The sequence below is a fragment of the Nostoc sp. genome (assembly GCF_036917435.1).
Taxonomy (GTDB): Bacteria; Cyanobacteriota; Cyanobacteriia; order Cyanobacteriales; family Nostocaceae; genus Nostoc.
In genome coordinates this window covers 44,470-61,609 of record NZ_JBALDM010000006.1, presented here as the reverse complement: position 1 = coordinate 61,609, position 17,140 = coordinate 44,470, and the positions used below count along the sequence as shown (strand labels likewise).

The 17,140-nt window shown below is 41.6% G+C and carries 15 protein-coding genes; 9 read left to right on the top strand and 6 right to left on the bottom strand.

Features of this window, described 5'->3' with window-relative positions:
• Positions 1–62: 62 nt before the first annotated feature.
• A complete protein-coding gene (locus V7K98_RS02405; RefSeq protein WP_335019233.1) occupies positions 63–6,014 on the bottom strand; it encodes a trifunctional serine/threonine-protein kinase/ATP-binding protein/sensor histidine kinase in 5,952 nt (1,983 codons plus the stop codon).
• Between the two features lie 145 nt (positions 6,015–6,159).
• Here V7K98_RS02405 and V7K98_RS02400 point away from each other — a divergent pair, with 145 nt between their 5' ends.
• From V7K98_RS02400 to V7K98_RS02375, 6 genes are all read left to right on the top strand, one after another.
• On the top strand, positions 6,160–6,486 hold the full coding sequence (locus V7K98_RS02400; protein ID WP_094344177.1) for a DUF433 domain-containing protein: 327 nt from the start codon (positions 6,160–6,162) through the stop codon (positions 6,484–6,486).
• 3 nt (positions 6,487–6,489) lie between these two features.
• Positions 6,490–6,837 (top strand): DUF5615 family PIN-like protein, encoded by a 348-nt coding sequence (locus V7K98_RS02395; RefSeq protein ID WP_335019231.1) that lies wholly within the window; start codon positions 6,490–6,492, stop codon positions 6,835–6,837.
• Between the two features lie 101 nt (positions 6,838–6,938).
• Positions 6,939–7,664, top strand: a complete 726-nt coding sequence (locus V7K98_RS02390; RefSeq protein ID WP_335019229.1) for a pyridoxine 5'-phosphate synthase — start codon at positions 6,939–6,941, stop codon at positions 7,662–7,664.
• Positions 7,665–7,811: 147 nt separating this feature from the next.
• Positions 7,812–8,531 (top strand): SnoaL-like polyketide cyclase, encoded by a 720-nt coding sequence (locus V7K98_RS02385; protein WP_335019342.1) that lies wholly within the window; start codon positions 7,812–7,814, stop codon positions 8,529–8,531.
• A 65-nt stretch (positions 8,532–8,596) separates the two neighbouring features.
• Positions 8,597–8,926 (top strand): MgPME-cyclase complex family protein, encoded by a 330-nt coding sequence (locus tag V7K98_RS02380; protein ID WP_335019228.1) that lies wholly within the window; start codon positions 8,597–8,599, stop codon positions 8,924–8,926.
• A 284-nt stretch (positions 8,927–9,210) separates the two neighbouring features.
• The gene (locus V7K98_RS02375; protein WP_335019226.1) at positions 9,211–9,906 is read left to right on the top strand and encodes a hypothetical protein; all 696 of its coding nucleotides are present in this window, start codon (positions 9,211–9,213) and stop codon (positions 9,904–9,906) included.
• Between the two features lie 111 nt (positions 9,907–10,017).
• Here the strand turns inward: V7K98_RS02375 and V7K98_RS02370 are convergent, their stop codons facing one another.
• The 3 genes from V7K98_RS02370 to folD all read right to left on the bottom strand — a co-directional run bounded on the left by V7K98_RS02370 (position 10,018) and on the right by folD (position 12,788).
• Positions 10,018–10,479, bottom strand: a complete 462-nt coding sequence (locus V7K98_RS02370) for a divergent PAP2 family protein (protein ID WP_335019224.1) — start codon at positions 10,477–10,479, stop codon at positions 10,018–10,020.
• 283 nt (positions 10,480–10,762) lie between these two features.
• Complete coding sequence (gene crtE, locus V7K98_RS02365) at positions 10,763–11,695, bottom strand: geranylgeranyl diphosphate synthase CrtE (protein WP_335019222.1); 933 nt, start codon at positions 11,693–11,695, stop codon at positions 10,763–10,765.
• A 214-nt stretch (positions 11,696–11,909) separates the two neighbouring features.
• Positions 11,910–12,788, bottom strand: a complete 879-nt coding sequence (gene folD / locus V7K98_RS02360; RefSeq protein ID WP_335019220.1) for a bifunctional methylenetetrahydrofolate dehydrogenase/methenyltetrahydrofolate cyclohydrolase FolD — start codon at positions 12,786–12,788, stop codon at positions 11,910–11,912.
• 224 nt (positions 12,789–13,012) lie between these two features.
• On the opposite strand from folD, the gene V7K98_RS02355 reads away from it, so the two are divergent.
• Both V7K98_RS02355 and V7K98_RS02350 read left to right on the top strand, forming a co-directional pair.
• Positions 13,013–13,486: a hypothetical protein gene (locus V7K98_RS02355; RefSeq protein WP_335019218.1), complete on the top strand. Its 474-nt coding sequence runs from the start codon at positions 13,013–13,015 to the stop codon at positions 13,484–13,486.
• A gap of 21 nt (positions 13,487–13,507) precedes the next feature.
• Positions 13,508–13,942 (top strand): NUDIX hydrolase, encoded by a 435-nt coding sequence (locus V7K98_RS02350; RefSeq protein WP_335019216.1) that lies wholly within the window; start codon positions 13,508–13,510, stop codon positions 13,940–13,942.
• On the opposite strand, the gene V7K98_RS02345 is transcribed toward V7K98_RS02350, so the two are convergent.
• Positions 13,886–14,017: a hypothetical protein gene (locus V7K98_RS02345; RefSeq protein WP_335019214.1), complete on the bottom strand. Its 132-nt coding sequence runs from the start codon at positions 14,015–14,017 to the stop codon at positions 13,886–13,888. The genes V7K98_RS02350 and V7K98_RS02345 overlap by 57 nt on opposite strands.
• A 246-nt stretch (positions 14,018–14,263) precedes the next feature.
• Between V7K98_RS02345 and V7K98_RS02340 the strand changes: the two genes are divergently transcribed.
• Complete coding sequence (locus V7K98_RS02340) at positions 14,264–15,367, top strand: AI-2E family transporter (RefSeq protein ID WP_335019212.1); 1,104 nt, start codon at positions 14,264–14,266, stop codon at positions 15,365–15,367.
• Positions 15,368–15,405: 38 nt separating this feature from the next.
• Here V7K98_RS02340 and V7K98_RS02335 read toward each other — a convergent pair whose 3' ends face one another.
• Positions 15,406–16,788, bottom strand: a complete 1,383-nt coding sequence (locus V7K98_RS02335) for a sensor histidine kinase (protein WP_335019341.1) — start codon at positions 16,786–16,788, stop codon at positions 15,406–15,408.
• Positions 16,789–17,140 lie beyond the last annotated feature (352 nt).

Genomic DNA, 17,140 nt, shown 5'->3' with positions numbered 1-17,140 from the left:
ATTTGAAACGCAAAAAGGAAGAGTACTGAATACTTTACTCATTACTCATTACTCAGCACTCACTATTCTTGTTGAGTAGAAATTTGAATGACAAACTCTGTACCCTGTCCGATTTCTGAAGTGCAGGAGAGGGAACCACCATGTGCTTCTACTACAATTTGCCGAGCGATCGCTAATCCTAATCCAGTGCCTTTTCCTACAGGCTTGGTAGTGAACAAATGGTCAAATACTCGTTCCTTGACCTCCTTTGACATCCCCATGCCATTATCGGCAATTTTAATCAAAATGTGCTGGTCTGATTCTGCTAAACGGGTTTGAATGGTGATGCGATTGGGGTTGGCAAGAATGGCTTCTAAACTCCGTTCTGTATTGTATTGTTCAAGTGCATCAATGGCATTTGCTAACAAGTTCATAAACACCTGATTAAGTTGTCCAGCAAAGCATTCCACTAGGGGAAGTTTGCCATAATTCTTGACTACTTCAATTCCTGGACGGTTTTCGTTAGCTTTTAAACGGTGTCTGAGAATTAGAATAGTGCTATCAATGCCTTCGTGAATATCAAAGGGAACTTTATAATCCTTATCTGCCCTGGAAAAAGTTCTCAAACTGGTACTGATACTGCGGATACGCTGAACACCCAATTTCATTGAGTCCAGCAATTTAGGTAAATCTTCGCGTAAATAATTCAGGTCAATAGCATCAATTTCATCTTGAATATCTGACCCGGGATTAGGGAACTTACCTTGATAAAGATTAATTATTCCAAACAAATCTTTGACATAATCTTTCGCTGGTTCTAAGTTGCCAGCAATGAAGCCAATAGGGTTGTTGATTTCATGGGCAACACCTGCTATCAAATTACCAAGAGCAGACATCTTTTCATTTTGCACTAATTGTAATTGCATCATTTGAAGTTCTCGCAATGCTTCTTCTAATTGTTGCTTTTGCTGTTGCAATAATTGTTGTGCTTGCTGGCGTTCGGTGATGTCTTCAGAAGTGCTAAGAATCCCAAAAATATTTTTTTCTCTATCTTTTAAAGGAATTTTATTTGTATTAGACCATTTTTGTGTGCCGTCTAGTTGCTGCACAGTTTCGATAATGTTGAGTTCCGCTTCTCCAGACTCCATGATGCGGCGATCGCGCCCTACAAAAAAATCTGATTGCTCGATAGTGCAGTGAAGATCGTAGTCTGTTTTACCAATAACATCTTCTGGCACTCGTAGACCCCAAGTTTGAGCATAGTTATGGTTACAGCCTAAGTAAACACTATTGCGGTCTTTCCAGAAAACAGACTGGGGGATATTATCAATAATTAACCGCAAGAATTGTTCCGTCTGTCCCAGGTTTTCTAGAGTATTTTGGGCTTGCTGATAAAGTCGGGCGTTTTCTAGGGAGATTGCAGCTTGAGTGCATAACAGATTGAGAATTTCGACGCGATCGCTGCTAAATGCCCCAGTCATCAGATTGTTTTCTAAATACAAAATCCCTAACAGTTTGCCTTGATACAAAATTGGCGTACACAGCAAGCTTTTGGGTTGCTGGCGAATGATGTAGGGATCGGCGATGAACGCCGGATGTATTGTTGCATTAACGATCGCAGTAGGTTGAAGGTTGCGTTTAACGGCGTAAATTAGGCTACGGGGAATGTCTGCGCTATCTTCCACAAAAATGGACTGTAACACCTTTGATTGCTGCCCAACTTCAGCAGTCGCCTCAATAACTAATCTACCTTCTTTGAGTAGTAGCAATGCACACTTATCTGCTCCAGCATTTTCAATTACTACTTGCAACAGCTTCGTAAGTAATTTATCCAGTTCAATTTCACTAGAGAGAGTCTGAGAGGCTTTTAAAACCGTTGCCAAATCTAGCATTACTGATGCACTGCTGCTAGATGTTGACTTATTAGTGCTGGAGTGCAAGGTAGTAATGCTGTCAATATTTGCGATCGCCGATACTCTTTCAGAGTCACTTGGCGATCGCGTCTGTTGTAAAATTGGAGCTAGCAGTTGTGGATAACGTTTTTCTAAGTCATCGACTTTAGCTTTAGCGCCCCAGCGAGTGTAACAATAGTAAGCATTAATCAAATACTCTTGAGCAATGCGTTCTTTGCCCCATTCTAAATAAAACTTAGCTGCGAGTTCATTAGCGATCGCTTCTTCGTTGACGTATTCATTTTCTTTGGCTTGAGCAATGGCGCGATCGTAATACTCAATTGCCTCGGCTTTCGCCCCCAAAACTCGACATTTTTCGGCGATGACTAAAGCATAACGGTGAGCCTGATTGCTCGGTGCATAATCTGCCCAATTCTTGAGTTTTTCTTGATGATTTGTTACCCGTTCTATAATGCTGATTTGCTCTGTCTTACTTGCAGTTGGGTAAATCGCTAATCGAACCAATGCATCGTAAAAATAGAAAATTGGAACGTGTATGAGTCCTTTCCCAGCACTTAAATACTGTTCCGTTAGGCTGGCGTTTTCTAATGCCTGTTCATAGCGTTGAAACAGGTAGGAGAGGAGCAATTTATTGATATAAATCTGATATAGTGCTATCAGATCATTGGTTTTGAGGTGAAGCTGAATCATTTCATCCTCATTATAGTGTTCGCTATACAAGCGATCGGGTTCCTCCCTAGTCTCCAGCAGATTGAGTACAGCTTGATAGTAAATACTTTGCTTCTGGAGATAAGTATCCTGGCGCAGCTGCTGCATCACCTGGCGATGATCTTCCATCGTTTGTCTGAGAGAAGATAACTCTTGACTGGTTAAATAAGCAGTGATGCTATAGCCAAGAAGACTTAGTGCGACATATTGAATATCACCGATTTCTAAGCCACTAGAATAGGCTCTTAGAAAACCTTCCAGAGTATCTTTGGCAGGTTCTTGCCAATGTCTGAGAAAGTTGTTGAAGGCAAAAATAGTTTTAGCGGTTAACTCAGGCGCATGGATATGTTGCAGCAGGTTGATCCCCAGTTGTCCAAATTCATAGCCCGCCTCAATATCTCCCAAGACAACAAGCAATGTTAACCCGTACATCACATAGCCATGAGTCGATTCTGGTGCATTGCCATATTGCACAGATAAATCGACGTGAGCAAGAACGATCAAAGGTAATAAGTCTGGGGCAGCTTGAAAGGCAGCAGAAATAATTGTGGACAAAATAACCATTGCCGCTTTTTTCTCTGGTGCGGTCATTTGCGGTAATTCCAGCAAAGATTCGATTGACCTATCCTTGAGTAAGATTTGGGTGTGCCTGAGTGCCTGTTCGATGTCTGTTGGGGTAGGTTGCTCTGACAAATCCACTCCCAGATGTTTTAAGACTTCCCGTGCTAGTCGCAAGGCTTCTAGTTGCTGATTTTGGGCAATGCAAGCTTGAATTTTAATATTGTAGATATTTGCCCGATCTAGCCAGGACTGGGCATGATTCAGCACAACCTCGGCTAACAGTTCCATCTCTTCAAAATTGGTGCAGAGGTAAGCTGATTCAGTTGCTCCTTCATACAAGATTAGGGCAAAATTGTATTGACTTTGCCAACAATTAGGCGTAAGTATACTAATACCTATTTTGAAATATTCTAAAGCTGCTGCGTAAGCCGTTGCATTCTTGGCTTTACGTCCCGCCGCTAGGTTTAACTCTACAAGTTCCTCTTGCTCCTGTTCATCGCTAATCAAAGCCACCCCTTGATTTAGGTGATTAACGATCGCAAAAATTTTCTCATCTCGTTCATTTGCAGTCATTGTTTGTTGCAACAAACGCCCAATGTGCAAGTGAGTAACTTGCTTTTGATTGTCAGGAATTAGTGAATAGGCAGCTTGCTGAATGCGATCGTGAAGAAATTTGTAGCTGATGGTTATTTGTCCATAGTCATTCTCGCTAGCGATCGATGAATGCTGTTGATAGAACTTATAAACATCATTGGTGGGAATAATAAATCCTTCTTGGAGTGCTTTCCATAACTCATTTGCCGTTGTGGCCTCAGACTGTTCATAGACGATCGCTAATGTGGCTAAATCAAATTGGTTTCCGACACAAGCCGCTAATTTCAAAACTTCTTGAGTTTCTATTGATAACTTTTCTAGTTGAATTGTCATAAACTCTACTACATCATCAGTCAGGGCGAGCGATCGCACTTGAGCAACATCACATTCCCACCCCCCTTGACTTCCCCCCTTAGCAAGGGGGGTAAATGTAATTAGTTTTTCTTGATGTAGCGCTTTGAGAAACTGGGTACTAAAGAAAGGATTACCTTTAGTTTTGGTCAATACCAACTCTGTTAACGGTGCAGCTAATGCTAGAGTGCAACTCAACGTATCTGCAACCAAATGATTAACAGATGTTTGATCGAGAGGAGCTAAGATAATTGTATTGACTGTAGCGCCTAACTTCTGAACCTCTTGCAAAGTCAGCATCAGGGGATGTACCGGGTTGACTTCGTTATCTCGATAAGCACCAATTAATAGTAGATAGGCGATGTCAGCTTCGCTCATTAACAAGTGGATTAACTTTAAAGAAGCCGAATCTGCCCATTGCAAATCGTCAATAAAAATCACCAATGGATGTTCTAGGGCAGTGAAGACTTGAGTGAATTTCAAAAACAGCAAATTGAAGCGTTTTTGTGCCGCACTCCCAGAGAGTTCCGGCGCAGGAGGCTGTTTACCAATAAGACTTTCCAGTTCTGGAATCACCTCAATCATCACTTGTCCGTTCTCACCCAAAGCCGAGAGAATTTTGTACTTCCATTGCTCGAATTGAGCGTCAGTTTCACTCAGCAGTTGCCTGATTAAGTCTCGAAAGGCTTGCACAAAGGCAGAGAACGGAATGTTGCGCCCAAATTGGTCAAATTTACCTTTAATGAAGTAACCCCGTTGTCGGACAATTGGCTTGTGGACTTCGTTAACCACAGCAGTTTTGCCAATGCCAGAGAAGCCTGCTACCAACATAATTTCTACCCCCCTTAGTCCCCCCTTACCAAGGGGGGATTCAGGGGGGTAAAGTCCCCCCTTGGTAATGGGGGATTCAGGGGGGTTAGCAATTCTCTCAAAGGCATCCAGTAAATTTTGAACTTCGTCTTGCCGACCATAGAGTTTTTCTGGGATGATGAAGCGATCGCAAATATCCCGTTCACCTAATTTAAAGGATTTAATCCCTCCAGTTTCTTGCAACTGAGACAAACATTTTTCTAAATCAAATTTCAGCCCTAATGCACTCTGATAGCGATCCTCAGCATTTTTCGCCATCAATTTCATCACAATGTCACAAAGAACTTCAGGAATCTCTTTTTCCCACCAGCTACGTCCTAATTTTTCTGGAGGCTTGGCAATATGACAGTGAACCAACTCCATCGGATCGTTAGACTCAAAGGGTAAGTGTCCAGCCAGCAATTCATAGAAGGTAACGCCGAGAGAATAGTAATCACTGCGATAGTCAATTCCGCGATTCATCCGCCCAGTTTGTTCCGGGGAAAGGTAGGCAAGAGTACCTTCTAAGATATTAGGGCTGTGAACTTCTTGGGTTTCTCTGGGTAAAAGAGAGGCAATGCTAAAATCAATCAACTTGACTTGCTGAGTTTCCGGATTAATCAGGATGTTGGCAGGTTTAATATCTTTGTGGATAACCCGATGGCGATAGAGTCCGTCAAGAATATTGCTCAGAGCGATCGCAATATCCAAAAACTCTGTCAAACTATATTGCTTATCCCCCATTCTTTCGTTCATCCAATCTCTAAGGGAAATACCGCCAAAATCCTCCATCACCAAGGCATAGCTGTTGCGGTAGAGTTCCAGGCTGTAGGGACGAACAATACCAGGTAGATCGATATTTTTAGCGATCGTGTACTGATTGCGGAATAGCAGCAGTTCGTTGAAGCTGGGATACTCCTGCTGAAGCAGTTTGATTACAACCGGAAGTTGATCGGACTCTCGAATTGCACGGTAAACTAAGGTTCTAGAGCCTGCATAAAGTTGTTCGCTAATTCGATAGTTAAAAAGCTTGTCCATCGGCTTAACTGCTGTATTCATACTTCATCAACTGTTGTTAAATCAGCTACTTATTTAAAGTAGTCTGCCCAAAAACCAGCTTTTGCTAACGCAATTACGTTTTTTGACAGAGATTTAACCCCTAAACTTTGTTAATAAGTACGATAAAATTGAGCTAAGATACTCTATGACTCTCCAAGAACTAGAAAATCAAATCCTGGCACTACTTCCAACAGAAAAAGCGGCAATTATCCAAAGCCTAACTCAAACCATTAATATTGGGGCAAAAGGGATCACTAAAACACCCGGTATTTGTGGTGGAGAAGCTTGTATAGCTGGAACTCGGATTGCAATTTGGCTATTAGTTGAAGCACGTCGCCTGGGAATTACTGAAGTCCAACTTTTGCAAGATTATCCTCATATTGGCGCGGCTGATTTAGTTAATGCTTGGATATATGCAGATGCTTATCCTGAAGAAATTGAAGCTGCGATTCGTGCTAATGAGGTTGCTTAAATCATGGCGCGTTTATACGCTGATGAGATGTTCCCACGGAAAGTTAGCGAACTGTTAAGAACAATGGGGCATGATGTTTTAACTGTACAGGAAGCTGGTAACGCAAATTTAGGTATTCCAGATGACGAAGTATTAGCCTTTGCGATCGCCGATAATCGATCTGTCATAACACTAAATCGTCAAGATTTTATCAAACTGCATAGAAGCTCACTTAAACATTTAGGTATTATTGTTTGTACAAATGATACTGATAGGTCTCGAATGGGAACTCGAATTAATGAAGCAATTAATCAAGACGAACCATTGACAGGTAAGTTGATTCGCGTTGTACGCCCTACCAGTTTAAAATAATTGAGGCTCGTTTTCAATTTGTCTTTAGCTTCTCAAGCAAAACTCCGCCAATTTCCGGTAAAATCAAGTTCTGATGACTATGGATTTGGGAGAAATTTGGGGTGCCTACACTTGGCGTTAACATTGACCACATCGCCACCATCCGGCAAGCACGGCGGACGGTGGAACCCGATCCCGTAGCGGCGGCCGTGCTGGCAGAATTAGCGGGTGCTGATGGAATTACGGTGCATCTGCGCGAAGATCGGCGGCATATCCAAGATCGGGATGTGCGGATATTGCGGCAAACAGTGCGATCGCATCTTAATTTAGAAATGGCCGCTACAGAAGAAATGCTAGCGATCGCACTCGATATCAAACCAGATTATGTTACCTTAGTCCCCGAAAAGCGCGAAGAAGTCACCACAGAAGGCGGACTAGATATTATTGGCCAAATTGCTAGAATAGGTGAGATAGTCGATAAATTGCAAAGCGCTAACATTCCAGTTAGTTTATTTATTGATGCCGAGCCAGCACAAATTGAAGCATCTGTCAAGGTACAGGCGCAATTTATCGAATTGCACACCGGACAATATGCCGATGCTAAGGATGAAACAAATCGCCACCGAGAATTAGCCATATTAGCTAAAGGTTGTCAACAAGCCATTCAAGCGGGATTGCGAGTCAACGCCGGTCATGGACTCACCTACTGGAACGTCTATCCCGTAGCGGCGCTTCCAGGCATGGAAGAACTGAACATTGGTCATACCATCATCAGCCGGGCAGCATTAGTAGGTATAGAAAGGGCAGTCCGCGAGATGAGGCAAGCTATAAGAGGGCATGGGGCATAGGGCATTGGGAATTGGGAATTGGGTAGATGAGGGGGATGAGGAAGAATAACTAATACCTCATTCGCCATGCCCCATGCCCATATCTTAAAAGAGGGATTATCACTGCGAAATCTAGAAATTGGGATCAAATCTTCAGCAAAAACTTCTATGAGCGCAACAGAGTCTAGCAACCTGCCACTTTGGGTACAGGATAGAGATAAAGTGATAGCAGAAAGCACTGATGTAGAGTGGCGCTATCAGACACCGCCTGATTATTCTCGTTCTAAAGAGAATCTCGCCCAAGAAAGTATCTATAATCACCTTGAAGGTACACTGGAAGCGATCGTGCAAAACTTGGTACGAACCTTCGAGATGGAGGTATCTTTCAAAGCTAACCCGCAAGAGTGGTTATCTATTGTCAATGAACAGTTTCGCGTCAGTACCAATGGCGGAGTAGAATACACCGCAGCAGATTTATCAGCCCAAGGTACTTACAACTTATTTATGCCTGATTCAGAGCATTACAAAGCTTCAGAAGAAACCTTTGAATCATCGGCAAAAGTCTTCCACACAACATTTCCCCAAGGATTTCCTTGGGAAGTGCTGGAAGTTTTCTCAGGGCCACCAAATGTCACATTCAAATGGCGGCATTGGGGACATTTCAACGGAGAATACAAAGGCCATGCACCGACTGGAGAGACAATAGAAATTATCGGCATGAGCATTGCAAAAGTTACCGATGACTTGAAGGTTATTTCCTTAGAACACTACTTCGACAATAATCTGTTCTTGGAAAAGCTAACATCTGGTGGCAAACAAACAGATGCCCAAAAGCCGGCAAGTGCTTGTCCCTTTAGTTCTTGGTTCAAGAAATCCCGTAAGAGTTAGTTCATCAGGGTACAGAATGTAGTACTGTGCCCTTACATGATTCACACAGCAACCAAAGGATGAAAATGCAAACATACTATTACGTTTTGGCAAGTCTTCGCTTTCTTCTCCAAGAAGAACCGATACAAGAAGTTCTCAAAGAGCGTACCCGTCACTACCACGAACAAGAAAAACAAATAGATTTTTGGTTGGTTGAGCAACCAGCTTTCTTGGAAGCAACCGAATTTGCACAGCTAAAGGCAAAGTGTCCCCAACCAGCAGTAGCAATTATTTCTACAAATCCCCAATTTATTACTTGGTTAAAACTGCGTTTAGAGTACGTCATCACTGGAGAATTTCAGGCTCCTTCTGAGACAATACCAGATGCTTTGCGATCGCTGGCTACTGTATCTTAATGAATTGGGGATGGGGCATGGGGCATAGGGCATTGGACATTGGTTAATCATCAATAGTTCTTCCCAATTCCCAATTCCCAATTCCCAATTCCCAATTCCCAATTCCCAATTCCCAATTCCCAATTCCCAATTCCCAATTCCCAATTCCCAATTCCCAATTTTCTTTGATAAGAACAAAATATATTTTGTAACACTCCTTTCATTCCCATACTGAAGTAGCTAGGTTTTAAGCTTTTTTCTTATAAAATCTTCTAGGACACCTTGATTTACATAATCTAACTTTTGTGCATAGATTTCAGACTTTACCAAGTGTTTTAGGATTAGCGATATCTACGATCAGCTTCGCTTACGCAGGGTTGATTGGTGGCATGAGTTCTGTTTTTGCTCAACAAGCCATTCCTCTTTGTCAACCACCGACTTCGGGCGAGTATCTTTTATTAGTAGTCAGTCCCACAGCAGATAATCAAAAGCAGTTGCGTAGTGCCTTACCACCTGAACTAAAAACCATTACCTGCAAATATCTCAACGAAACTGTAACGCGGATAGGGGGCTTTAAAAAAATTGATGATGCTAATCGATGGGCAAGGTATGTAAGTAATATTGTTGGCTTGTCTGCCATCATCACTACTCGACCGACAACGGCAGATGTGCAGCCACCGCAACAGGCACTACAGCAGGCACAACGACTGCAACAGCCACCACAGCAAACAGTTAACTATAATCCTCAAGCATTAGGAGAGGGTTATGCAGTGTTGGTAGATTATTACAACCGTCCTGAGCTAGTAAATAACGTACAGCAAGCAGTAGGAGGTAACGTAGGTTTTGTTTCTTATGGACAACGCCCTTACTTACTAGCAGTTTATACCACGAACCAAAGTGAAGCATACAACACATTGCAGAAGCTGAACAATGGCGGTTTTGTTGCCAGCATAGTAGATAGTCGTAAGGTGATTCTGCTGCGCTCAACTGTGCGGTTGTAGTGATATTAAGTTTTCTAGAATATTGATGCGATCTACCAATTTGGTAATTTGTCAACTGACAAATTACCAGTTCTCAATTAAAAATAGTTGATCAAACAAGGATTCATTGCTCTAGCTTGAATAAGCAAAGCTAGCTAACCAACAAATGGTTATACCCAAAGCCGACCCAGCTATTACCTGAACTGGTGTATGTCCAAGTAATTCTTTCAGACGATCTTGGCTAAACTCTGGTTTTTCATGAAATAATTCATCAATCATTTGATTCAGGATACGAGCTTGCTTACCAGCTGCTTGGCGAACTCCGGCTGCATCATACATGACAATGATGGCGAAAACAATCGCAACGGCAAAATCAGGAGATGCCCAACCAAGTGTTTGTCCGACACCAGCCGCTAAAGCTGTAACTAAAGCTGAATGGGCACTGGGCATACCTCCGGTTGTCACCAAAACACGGATATTTAGTTTACGATTTTTGATGATCTCGACTACGAGCTTTAATGCTTGAGCAATAAAACAAGCTACCAGAGCAACCAGCAGCACCCGGTTGTCTAAAATGTTGCCTATGTCCTGCATGGTATTTTGGTTAAGTTAGTAAATATTAGCAGCAGTTGTCGGTTGAGGAAACATCTAGATTCAACCCAAAATCCAAAATTAACCTAGTACATCACACAGTAAGCAGACCAATTATTCAAAATATCTAAAAAGCTTACATGATAAGCTTTTTGAATTTTGAATGAGTAAAGTTTGAATTCCGTAGGGCGGTGTAGTACAGCATGGACTCAATAAACCACCCATTGCAAATCAATGAAACGCTTGCGGTATGGAAATTACGAATTACGAATTACCAAAACCGTTGCTAGTTATTGCGGCTAGTAATAAAATGAGCGATCGCTTGGAGTGGCTTGGCTCTGTCTCCAAACGGTTCTAATTCCGCACAAGCTACTTTAACTAGCTCTTGGGCTTTTAAGCGCGATTCTTCAAGTCCCCAAAGGCTAGGATAGGTCACTTTCTTCGCTTGTTGGTCTTTACCAGCCGTTTTACCTAATTGCTCTTTTGTAGAAGTGATATCCAGAATATCATCGATGATTTGGAATGCTAGCCCAATATTTTCAGCATAACGGGTCAGTCGCTGCACATCTTCAGTTGATGCCCCAGCAATGATCCCACCACAAACTACGCAAGCTTCCAAAAGGGCGGATGTTTTGTGTCTATGAATGAAATTTAGGGTTTCTAGAGAAATATCTGATTTCCCCTCACACTCTAAATCAACAACTTGACCACCGACCAAACCAGCTGCCCCCAGCGCCCGACCAAGACGAACAATTACCTGCAAGGTTAGTTCTCTGTTAACACTTTGGGGGGTTTTAAGGGCAACAATCTCAAAAGCGAGTGCTAATAAGCCGTCCCCAGCCAAAATGGCCACATCTTCGCCATAGACTTTATGATTTGTTAGCTTTCCACGACGGTAATCGTCATTATCCATCGCTGGAAGGTCGTCATGAATCAAAGACATTGTGTGGATCATCTCCACAGCACAAGCCGTTGGCATAGCCATCTCGATAGTGCCACCCATCATTTCACAGGTAGCAAGGCAAAGAATGGGACGTACACGCTTGCCGCCAGCTAATAACGAGTAGCGCATCGCCTCATAAATCTTTTCTGGATAAATGATGGGGATAGCCTGATCTAAAGCAGTATCACAAAGCTTTTGTCGCTCTTTGAGATAGGCTGCTAAGTTAAATGTGGCTTCCTCTGGTGGTGTCTTTTGAACGTTATCAGTTGCTACCATTCTTCAATTCCTGACACTTTGAGATTTTTGTTTTATACGTCACAATTTTAAGGTGCTGTGGGGCTGAAAAAATGAAGAGTTGGGAATTATGATTTAAGAGACGCGATTTATCGCGTCTGTACAAAAGGTGGAAGTAGAGACGCGATTCATCGCGTCCGTAGAGGAGTTGAGTTTAATAATTCTTAACTTCTCACTCATAATTCCTCACTCTCTTTCATTTTTTTACTGCTCTGGAATAGCTGGTGAATGTATTTTGTAATAATATGGCGACAGTCATAGGGCCAACACCACCAGGAACGGGGGTAATAAATCCTGCTACAGCAGCAGTAGATTCAAAGTCAACATCGCCAATTAAGCGGCTTTTGCCATTAGCATCAGTGACGCGATTCATTCCCACATCTACCACAACAGCACCTGGTTTTACCATATCAGCAGAGATTAGTCCCGGACGACCTGCTGCTGCAATTAGAATATCAGCATTTTGGGTAATGGTTTTGAGGTCGTGCGATCGCGAGTGAGCGATCGTGACTGTGGCATCAGCTTCTAGTAGCATCAGCGCCATAGGTTTACCCACCAAAATACTACGTCCCACTACTACCGCCTGTTTTCCCTGCAAGGGAATATCATAAGCTTGCAAAAGCCGCATCACACCATCAGGAGTGCAGCTGCGTAAACCAGTTTCTCCCCGTACTAATCGCCCCAAGTTAACTGGGTGCAGCCCATCAGCATCTTTATCGGGATCAATTTGATGTAGCAAAGTCACAGCATTCAAGTGGTTAGGTAGGGGCAACTGCACCAGAATGCCATCAACCCGTTCATCGTCGTTGAGTGCAGCAATTACTTCTTCTAACTCTCCAAGGGTAGTTTCGGCAGGAAAATGCTTACCAAAAGAGGCTATGCCAACTTTAGCGCAAGCTTTTTCTTTATTTCGGACATAAGCGGCTGATGCTGGATTATCTCCAACCATCAACACGGCCAAACCAGGGGGTCGTCCAATTTTTGGTTGTAATTGTGTAATGGCAACAGAAAGTTCTTGCTGAATTTTTGCTGCTATTGCTTTACCATCAAGGAGTTTGGCAGTTTTTGTTTCCATTAAAATTCCCAACTATAATTAATTCGTTTTTTGTCCAAAGTCTGGAATAGAAATATTGCTTATTGACTTTTCACTATTATTGTGTATGTGTTGATGTCGTCGCGTTTCTCTCAGAGTAAAACCATAATGCTTATTTTCTCAGATCAACGGCTTTATCTGAAGAATAAAGAGTTGAGAGCGTGTTTTTAAAACCGCAGAGAATATCATAGATGGGAACTGACCTGATGAAACTGGCGACAAAGCAAGCAGTGAAGCAAAAATTTGCTCAATCGGTGGCTTTCATGGAACAAACAAGAAACTTGTCCCTTTCGTTCTTCTACGGGCACAGTATTGTTCCCTATCGGCTGGGGTTGATTTTTTTATTGGTGGTGGGACTTAGTAGTTGTGGTAGTTTAACCTCGTCTGGCTTGAATGGGACTAATTTTAAAATTGGTGCTAATGTCACCCCAATTCGAGAAATTAAGCCAAGACAAGACAATCAGGCTACAGTTTATATCCAAGGTCAGGTGGAAAATCAAGCACCTTTAATGAAGCAATGGGCTTATCAAATTAATGACTCGACTGGCAAAATTTGGGTTGTCACCAATCAAAAGAATCTGGCTAAGGGAACGCAAGTGGTGATTAAAGGTAAAATTCGCTACCGAAGTATCCCCTTAGCTGGTAAAGAACTGGGGGAAGTTTATCTAGAAGAAGAATAATCAGCAATTAAAAATTAATATATGAACAATCAACCGGTGCATGTAGCGATCGCTATTCTCTATCAAAAAAAACAGTTTCTCATGCAACTACGCGACAACATCCCCGGTATTCTCTACCCTGGTTACTGGGCATTATTTGGCGGTCATATCGAACCTGGTGAAACGCCTGATGTCGCAGTCAAGCGAGAAATTTTAGAAGAAATTGGCTACGATTTGCCACCCTTTGTAGAATTTGGCTGTTATCCCGACGAAAGAGTTGTCCGTCATGTTTTTCATGCACCCCTTTTAGTGGAATTAAATCAACTGGTTTTAAATGAAGGCTGGGATATGGGATTATTGACCCCAGAAGATATTCTTCAAGGTAACTGTTATTCGCAAAAAGCTGGCGAAGTAAGACCTTTAGGAAATATGCATCAGCGAATTATGTTGGATTTTATGGAGAGAAATCAATCTTAATTTAATGGGAATTGGGCATTGGGCATTGGGCATTGGGCATTGGGAATTGGGCATTGGGAATTGGGAATTGGGCATTGGTCAATAGTTAATAGTTATAGCGGTTCTCGGTTGAGTGAGATACACCCGTAGGGGCACAGCACTGCTGTGCCCTTACACTTCGCGTTAATGTTGTACTGTATCTGAATGGGAACCGCTATAGTAGTCAGTAATTAATCTCCCTCATCTCCCTCATCTCCCTCATCCCCACTCCCCACTCCCCACTCCCCACTCCCACTCCCTAGAAGCCAAAATAAAGTTATAACTCTTGTGGAGTCATCACTAATGCAATCAGCAAACAAACTGCCGCGATGGTTAACTATAGGATTGGCATTTCCGATTATTATTCTCAACGGTTGGCTATCGATCCAGGTTGTCCAGTATTTTCAACCCTTGGTTAGCATTATTGCTGCCGCCATCCTACTGGCTTTTGTGTTGAACTATCCAATCCAGTTTTTGCAAGAACAAGGGGTAAAACGTAACCTAGCGATCGCAGGAGTCTTGCTTTTCACTCTAGTGATTTTAGTAGCTTTAGGCATTACCTTAGTTCCCCTAATTATCCAACAACTCGTTGAGCTAGCCAATATTTTGCCCAGTTGGATTGATTCTGGTACTCAGCAACTCCAAACTTTTCAGGATTGGGCGTTAAGTCAACAACAGCTTCCCATTAATTTAAGTGGGTTATTTACCCAAGTTCTGGAACGATTATCTAACCAACTTCAGTCTTTTACTGGGAGAATTCTTGGTTTTGCCGTCGATACCATTGGTATTGTTCTCAACGTGTTGCTGGCGGTAGTGCTAACTGTCTATCTAATATTAAACGGCGAACGTCTTTGGAACGGAATATTTCAGTGGTTTCCCCATAACATTGGGTTAAGATTGCGCGAATTACTGCGAGAGGATTTTCACAATTACTTTATCGGTCAAGCAACATTGGGAGCAGTGTTAGGGGTGACAATTACTCTAGCATTTTTGGCGTTGCAAGTTCCCTTAGCTTTACTTTTTGGCATTGGGATTGGTTTGTTTTCTCTGTTCCCCTTTGGTACAGGAGTTGGTATTGCCATAGTAAGCCTTTTGGTGGCATTGCAAAACTTTTGGTTAGGAGTTGAAGTGTTAGGTGTAGCTGTTGCAATCGACCAAGTTAATTCTAATTTTGTTGCACCTCGAATTCTGAGTAATTTGACTGGTTTAAATCCCGTGTGGGTGGTGATTTCTTTGCTGTTGGGGGCAAAGTTAGGAGGAGTGCTGGGTTTATTAATTGCAATCCCTATTGCCAGTTTTATCAAAGACACAACAGATAGCTGGCGGGCTGGAGAGTTTAATAAGATAGATGATATCGTGTCAGAACCTGTTACGGTCAAGAATGAAACAGCAGGAACTTATAGTTAGAATTAAATTTTAAACCTAAATTTTTACGGTTTATTTTTCTAAACAAGTTCAGAATTCAGGTGAACCGGAATTTTGATCGTAAACTCAGTTCCTTTGCCTAAATCTGATATGCATTGCAAATGACCACCGTGTTTTTCTACAATAATTTGATAGCTGATAGATAAACCTAATCCAGTTCCCTTACCAACAGGTTTAGTAGTAAAAAAGGGATCAAATAATCGTTTCTGTAAACTCTCTGGAATTCCTAGTCCATTATCAGAAATGCCAATAATTACTTGACTATCATTAGTGAGTTGAGTCCGAATGCAAATTTTTCCTTCTTTCGTTACTAATGACGGATGACTAATGACTAATGACTCTTCAATAGCATCAATAGCATTTGCTAAAATATTCATAAATACCTGATTGAGTAACCCCGCGTAGCACTCAACTTGAGGAAGATCGCCGTATTCTTTAATTATGTTTATACTTTCACCACTTTGGTGATTTTGGAGACGACTTTGTAAAATTACCAGAGTACTATCAATACCTTCATGGATATCAACTAATTTTTTCTCAGACTCATCAAGACGAGAAAAATTTCGTAAGGAAAGAATAATTTGCTTGATTCGTTTAGTACCAACCTGCATAGAGGTAAGAAGATGGGGGAGATCGGTAGTTAAAAAATCCAGTTCAATTTGTGCGATCGCAGTTTTAATTTCCGCTTCTGGTTCAGGATAACATTCTTGGTACAATCTAATAATATTAAGTAGATTTTGGCTATATTCGATGGCGTGAACGAGGTTTCCAGCAATAAAGTTGACAGGGTTGTTTATTTCGTGTGCAATACCAGCAACAAGTTGTCCTAATGCAGCCATTTTTTCATTTTGAATTAATCGCGTATAGTTTTGCTGAAGATCGTGAAAGCCTGCTTTAGCAATTCTAGATTGTTCTTCTACCTGCTGTAATTGAACGAGTGTTAATACATGAATTTGGGAGTAGGCTAAAAGTAATTGATGGAAATCAATCAGCTTATATTTTCCAGATGTAGTTTTAACTAAAATCGGTTCATAAGCAATTTGAGGTGGCCTTTGCAAATTTAACTCCGCAGCTTTGACAATAGACATATCTTCAGAAATAGCTAATATCTCTGTCTGGAAAAACTTGTAAAGAATTTTAATCGGTTTTATAGAAAATAGTGCCAAACTGTAGGGATAGCTCATATACTCAAAAAATTTCCGCCGCGAAATCATTCCTATATATTCTTGATTATTATTAAGGATAATTCCTGGTAATAAAGGCTCTTGCTTAAAGAGCGTAGCTAAATCATTCCCTGGACACTCTATTTCAACCTCAACTTGCCAAGAGACTAATTCTTGCAAAGTTGACTCTAATCGCAAGTTTAACTCATCAGCATTTGTTCTACCACCAATAGTAAGCATACTCTCATGTGTTGATTGCTGAGATAATATTTCTGGTAACACCATGAATACCCGTCTCTATAATTTCAAAGTTCATCAATCTTTACAAACTTATCTTTCCCAAATTGATAACCAAAATTAACAGTGTAGATACGGTAATATAGAGTCAATACGCTTCGGTTAAGGCTTTTTGATGGAAATTCTAGATGTTAAAGATGCGATAAATCATCACAAAGACGCGATGAATAACCGTCAAGACGAAGACTGATTATTGTACGGACATTCATCGCGTCTCTTTCCTTAACCGAACAGTATTAAATATAGAGTACTTTAGCGAATCTAATAATTTTCTAGCTGTGTAGGTGTTTAGCTA

Bases quoted from the DNA above. Each gene is read 5' to 3' on its own strand.
- V7K98_RS02405 (WP_335019233.1), bottom strand. From the start codon at position 6,014: ATGAATACAGCAGTTAAGCCGATGGACAAGCTTTTTAACTATCGAATT.
- V7K98_RS02400 (WP_094344177.1), top strand. From the start codon at position 6,160: ATGACTCTCCAAGAACTAGAAAATCAAATCCTGGCACTACTTCCAACA.
- V7K98_RS02395 (WP_335019231.1), top strand. From the start codon at position 6,490: ATGGCGCGTTTATACGCTGATGAGATGTTCCCACGGAAAGTTAGCGAA.
- V7K98_RS02385 (WP_335019342.1), top strand. From the start codon at position 7,812: ATGAGCGCAACAGAGTCTAGCAACCTGCCACTTTGGGTACAGGATAGA.
- V7K98_RS02380 (WP_335019228.1), top strand. From the start codon at position 8,597: ATGCAAACATACTATTACGTTTTGGCAAGTCTTCGCTTTCTTCTCCAA.
- V7K98_RS02370 (WP_335019224.1), bottom strand. From the start codon at position 10,479: ATGCAGGACATAGGCAACATTTTAGACAACCGGGTGCTGCTGGTTGCT.
- crtE (WP_335019222.1), bottom strand. From the start codon at position 11,695: ATGGTAGCAACTGATAACGTTCAAAAGACACCACCAGAGGAAGCCACA.
- folD (WP_335019220.1), bottom strand. From the start codon at position 12,788: ATGGAAACAAAAACTGCCAAACTCCTTGATGGTAAAGCAATAGCAGCA.
- V7K98_RS02355 (WP_335019218.1), top strand. From the start codon at position 13,013: ATGAAACTGGCGACAAAGCAAGCAGTGAAGCAAAAATTTGCTCAATCG.
- V7K98_RS02350 (WP_335019216.1), top strand. From the start codon at position 13,508: ATGAACAATCAACCGGTGCATGTAGCGATCGCTATTCTCTATCAAAAA.
- V7K98_RS02345 (WP_335019214.1), bottom strand. From the start codon at position 14,017: ATGCCCAATTCCCAATTCCCAATGCCCAATTCCCAATGCCCAATGCCC.
- V7K98_RS02340 (WP_335019212.1), top strand. From the start codon at position 14,264: ATGCAATCAGCAAACAAACTGCCGCGATGGTTAACTATAGGATTGGCA.
- V7K98_RS02335 (WP_335019341.1), bottom strand. From the start codon at position 16,788: ATGCTTACTATTGGTGGTAGAACAAATGCTGATGAGTTAAACTTGCGA.